Origin of the sequence: uncultured Oscillibacter sp. (genome assembly GCF_947654275.1) — a bacterium.
Taxonomy (GTDB): domain Bacteria; phylum Bacillota; class Clostridia; order Oscillospirales; family Oscillospiraceae; genus Oscillibacter.
Genome location: NZ_CANTJS010000099.1, coordinates 1 through 4,067, shown reverse-complemented (window position 1 = coordinate 4,067; position 4,067 = coordinate 1). Strand labels below are relative to the sequence as shown.

Sequence of the window (4,067 nt, the reverse complement as noted above, 5' to 3'; positions counted from 1 at the left end):
ACTCCGTTCCCTGGGCAAAATCTCCCCGCAGGTGACCGATGCAAGCCTGTTCCTCATCGCTGCCGGAGAAGGACAGCAATTCCTCGTCCCTGCCAATCTCCTGGAGCGAATAACTTTCACTGTTTATAGCTTTTCTCCTTTCTCGGGTATTTGTCCCACGTTTTTTGTGATATAATCAAATCAAATTTTCTGGTAATCTCCATGCGCGAAGCAAATCAAGATTTCACAATATTTACCTTGGAGGTCTGTCATGAATCCATCTGTCAGCATCATTGTTCCAGTCTACAACGCCGAAGCCTGCCTTCGCCGCTGTGTGGAGAGCGTTTTGAATCAAGAGTACGCCGATTTTGAGCTGCTTCTGGCCGATGACGGTAGCCGGGACGGCTCCGGCAGGATCTGCGACGAATACGCCGCCGCAGACAGCCGGGTCCGGGTATTTCACAAAGAAAATTCGGGCGTTTCTGATAGCCGGAACTTGTGTCTTGACCAAGCGCGGGGCCGGTATCTCCAGTTCCTGGACGCCGACGACTGGATCACCGCCAATGCCACCAAGCTGTTGGTCCAGGCCATGGAGGAGCATTTGTGCGATCTGGTGATCTCCGACTTCTACCGGGTGGTGGGGGAGCGGGTTTCTCCCAAGGGGGACATCGACGAGGCACAGGTCCTCAGCAGAGAGGAATATGCCTCCCACATGATGGAAAACCCCGCAAATTATTATTATGGAGTTTTATGGAACAAGCTCTACCGCCGGGAGATCGTAGAGCGGCACCACCTGCGGATGGACCCGGCTATCAGCTGGTGCGAAGACTTCATGTTCAACCTGGAATATATCCGCCGGGCCGAGACATTTTTCGCCTTGCAGGTGCCTGTTTATTACTATGTCAAGACGAAGGGCTCCCTCTGCACCCAGGGAATCAGCATCTCCAAAACAATTCAGATGAAGCTGACGGTATTTGAGTATTACAACCAGTTCTACAAAACGGTGTTGGACGAGGAGGAGTACGAAAAGCAGCGCTTAAAAATCTACCGCTTTCTGATCGACGCAGCCGAGGACGGCACAGTGCCTCCGGTTTCCAAGCGCCTGGGAAACGAACGGGTCCGAGTGTCCCCTGATGCTTTGGAGGGGCAGGGCTTTCTGTTTGACACCTTCCGAGAGCGGAAGCTGTTGGACTATTACCTGGAGCCCGCCGCACAGAAAAACGACCTCTCCCTGCCGGAAGCCCGTCTGCTGCTGTACCTCCGGCAGTCCGGGCCCGCTGCCAGGAAGGATTTGGCGGATTTTGCCGGGCTGCCCCGAGGCGGCTTGTCCATGCTGCTGAATCGGCTGGAGGGAAAAGGGCTGATTTCCGTGACGGAACTCCGGGGCGCAAAGGGGAAACGGGGCAGAGAAAGCCGCCTGGAAATTACGTTTCCTCCCTCCGCCAGCGCAGTTCTGGAGGATGTGGCAAATATTTGGGAAGATTTCACATCCGCGAGGTTTTCCGGGTTCAGCCCGGAGGAGCGGGAGTTGTACGAACGATTTGCTGGGCGGGTCCAGGAGAATATCCGAGGTATACTGCAATAAAAGCCTTCTCTTTCCCGGAAAATTCGATCAGCGCTCATGGCCCTTCGCCTCCTTCTTTTTGGGAGGCGTCTGCGGCTTGGATTCCCGCGACAGCTCTATGTTCAGCTTCCGAATCATCTGCACCGTATTGCGGAACGCCATGTAGCGCTTGATCTGCTCAGGATCATTCGTGACCGTGCGGACCGTCTCCCAGCAGGGGCTTCCATGGAGGCTCTTATCCTCCTGCACCACAAGGGCCGGGAACTCCCCGTCCTCCATCACGACGCGGCAACCCCTCTGGTCCTCGTCGCGGCTGTAGAGGCCATAGGCGACGCCAATGGCCTTCAGCGCTTCCAGCGCGTCCACAGTAGTGTACACGCTGCCGGTGGAGATATGAATCTCGCCGGTTAATGAAACTTTTTTACCGTTCATGCGGTTTTCCTCCTTTCGGCGGTCTGCCGCGTCTGATAAACCCGGCGTTGATTCGTTCCGTTTCCGCGTGGATTTCCTGCACAGTGTGCTCCCACGCTTCTTTTAGAAAAGTCACCGGCAGGCCGTTCTGACGGTAGCCCTCCAGGATGGCGGCGTAGTAGGACTCGGAGGGCATCATCGGCTCCCGGAACCGCTCGTCCATGATATAGGCCATGGCGGACAGGGAGCGGCCCTCGTTGTCTCGAACGGACACCATCCGCTTGCCGTAAAAACGGGGATAGCCCTCGTAATTGTCCAGAGACCGCTCACATTCTGGCGTAATACTCCACAACAGGCCGTGGACGGTCCCGCCCTCCTTGGGCGCGATGGAGGCAAAGCCATTTCGACGAAACAGCAGTTCATAGCCCTCCAGCATTACCGGCCCCACCACCGTGGCGTCCGGGCAGCGGCAGGCCATCTGCTCCAGGTTGATGTTGCTGCCGTAGGCGAAATACAGTCTCCCGTCAGCCATCCTCCAGCACCTCCAGCGCTCCATACTTCGCCAGATGGTTGAACATGGTTCTGGCTTGCCGCTCCAGGCTGCCGTTTGGCAGGGGACAGTCCAGATCGGTGGCTCTCATGAAATTGCTACGGAGCTGCCAGAGGTAGCTCTCGGCGTCGGGAAACTCGGTGGGGTCAAAGGCGGTCAGCCGGAGCTGGTCCAGAATTTCTGTCCCGGTTCCCTCATAGCTCCTTGTATCAATGCGGATTTTCATGCGCAATAAACTACCTCTCATTCTCTCGGTTTCGTTTTTTCCTTCTGTTCACCGCATAGCTGTCCTTATAGTGGCGCCACGCCCGGTCCCCACTCAGATTTGCCAGCAGCAGGTCACGGGTCTCCTTGAACTCATCGCCGTTAAGACCCAGGCGAACCAGCCAGACCCGGAAGGTGAACAGCTCGTTGTCGCTGCGGGTTTTCTGCATGACGGTACTCCGCTGGACAATGGCCTGTGCGGACATGGCGAGGCACAAATGCACATAAGCCGCCGCCTTGGCGGGGTCCAGGGTAGAATTGAAGCACCGCCATTCGACGGTGCCTCGGTAAAAGACGGAGTGGAGGTTCAGGGCATAGTAGCGGGATTTGTTGTAATGGCTATGGCGGTCTTGATCTTCATTCTCAAAGCCTTCATACCAGATATTCTCCAATCGGGTAAGGTCCGGCGTTTCCTCCGCAGACAGTGTTCTGGCCTCTTTCAGCATCGGCTCCCTCACCTTCCGGCACCAGCGCCGCGCCCGCTCCTCATTCACCTGCAAGGCTTTGAAGAGGAGGTCCTCCTTAGAATACATGATGCTGATCAGGTTTTTGAGGCTCTGGCGGTTGTGGTTGGAGGCGTCTACATGGACGTGAAGCCCGCAGGAGTCGTTCACCTTCGCGCCGATGGCAGTAACCCGCCGCATACACTCCTGGAGACGGGGCAGGTCGTCATAGGCTAGCTTGGGGGTGACCATCTCCACCTTATAACGCTTTCCTTCTTTGGAATATTTTTCGAGCCGCAAATATCCATCTTCGCTCTGACACTCCGGGTGGATGCTGCTGTCGCTCATGAGCTTCCATTCTTTACCCGCCGGGTCCTTCACAATCCAGGCGTCATAGGTACGCCCCCAATATTCGGGCGTTGTGCCAAAGTAATCCGCCAGAGCCCGAGCGGCCTCCTCTCGGGTGATTCCCGTCATTTCTATCTCCACGCCGAAGCACTGCTCTTTCATGCCAATCATGCGGCGTCCTCCTCCCGGAGTTCTTCATCCACAGCACGAATGCGGCGGCCTATGGCTTCAATTACATTGACGGTGACAGAATTCCCGGCCTGTTTGTATGCCTGGGCGTCCGAGGTAATGGCCAGGAGGTGGTCGATCTGGTCCTCCTCGAAGCCCTGGAGCCGGAGGCATTCCCTGGGCATGAGGCGGCGGATTCGCCCGCCCCTCTCCACGATGCCCTGGACGCTGGCGGCGTCATGGGCCAGCTTGCTTACCCGTCCGCCTCTGGTTTTGCTGCCGGGATAGCCCAGGTCCACGCTGTCGCCGGGAGCGGCCGCCTGATAGCCCTGCTTGGTCC

The 4,067-nt window shown here is 57.0% G+C and carries 6 protein-coding genes; 1 reads left to right on the top strand and 5 read right to left on the bottom strand.

The features are described 5' to 3' along the window. Positions 1-250 precede the first annotated feature (250 nt). On the top strand, positions 251-1,564 hold the full coding sequence (locus Q0063_RS14390; protein WP_297872649.1) for a glycosyltransferase: 1,314 nt from the start codon (positions 251-253) through the stop codon (positions 1,562-1,564). 27 nt (positions 1,565-1,591) lie between these two features. Here the strand turns inward: Q0063_RS14390 and Q0063_RS14385 are convergent, their stop codons facing one another. The 5 genes from Q0063_RS14385 to Q0063_RS14365 form a co-directional block, all read right to left on the bottom strand. Next, a complete protein-coding gene (locus Q0063_RS14385; RefSeq protein WP_297872648.1) occupies positions 1,592-1,975 on the bottom strand; it encodes a hypothetical protein in 384 nt (127 codons plus the stop codon). Continuing rightward, complete coding sequence (locus tag Q0063_RS14380) at positions 1,965-2,486, bottom strand: gamma-glutamylcyclotransferase family protein (RefSeq protein WP_297872647.1); 522 nt, start codon at positions 2,484-2,486, stop codon at positions 1,965-1,967. The genes Q0063_RS14385 and Q0063_RS14380 overlap by 11 nt, the downstream gene beginning before the upstream one ends. Continuing rightward, positions 2,479-2,730 carry a hypothetical protein gene (locus Q0063_RS14375; RefSeq protein ID WP_297872646.1) on the bottom strand — a complete coding sequence of 84 codons (252 nt, stop codon included), beginning with the start codon at positions 2,728-2,730 and terminating at the stop codon, positions 2,479-2,481. The genes Q0063_RS14380 and Q0063_RS14375 overlap by 8 nt, the downstream gene beginning before the upstream one ends. 10 nt (positions 2,731-2,740) lie before the next feature. Next, positions 2,741-3,730 carry an amidoligase family protein gene (locus Q0063_RS14370; RefSeq protein ID WP_297872645.1) on the bottom strand — a complete coding sequence of 330 codons (990 nt, stop codon included), beginning with the start codon at positions 3,728-3,730 and terminating at the stop codon, positions 2,741-2,743. Further along, a partial coding sequence (locus tag Q0063_RS14365; RefSeq protein ID WP_297872644.1) for a DNA cytosine methyltransferase occupies positions 3,727-4,067 on the bottom strand: 341 nt, incomplete at its 5' end. The genes Q0063_RS14365 and Q0063_RS14370, both read right to left, overlap by 4 nt.

What these genes read in the sequence shown, in the direction of transcription:
- Q0063_RS14380 (WP_297872647.1), bottom strand. Translation starts at nt 2,486, where the DNA reads ATGGCTGACGGGAGACTGTATTTCGCCTACGGCAGCAACATCAACCTG.
- Q0063_RS14375 (WP_297872646.1), bottom strand. Translation starts at nt 2,730, where the DNA reads ATGAAAATCCGCATTGATACAAGGAGCTATGAGGGAACCGGGACAGAA.
- Q0063_RS14385 (WP_297872648.1), bottom strand. Translation starts at nt 1,975, where the DNA reads ATGAACGGTAAAAAAGTTTCATTAACCGGCGAGATTCATATCTCCACC.
- Q0063_RS14390 (WP_297872649.1), top strand. Translation starts at nt 251, where the DNA reads ATGAATCCATCTGTCAGCATCATTGTTCCAGTCTACAACGCCGAAGCC.
- Q0063_RS14370 (WP_297872645.1), bottom strand. Translation starts at nt 3,730, where the DNA reads ATGATTGGCATGAAAGAGCAGTGCTTCGGCGTGGAGATAGAAATGACG.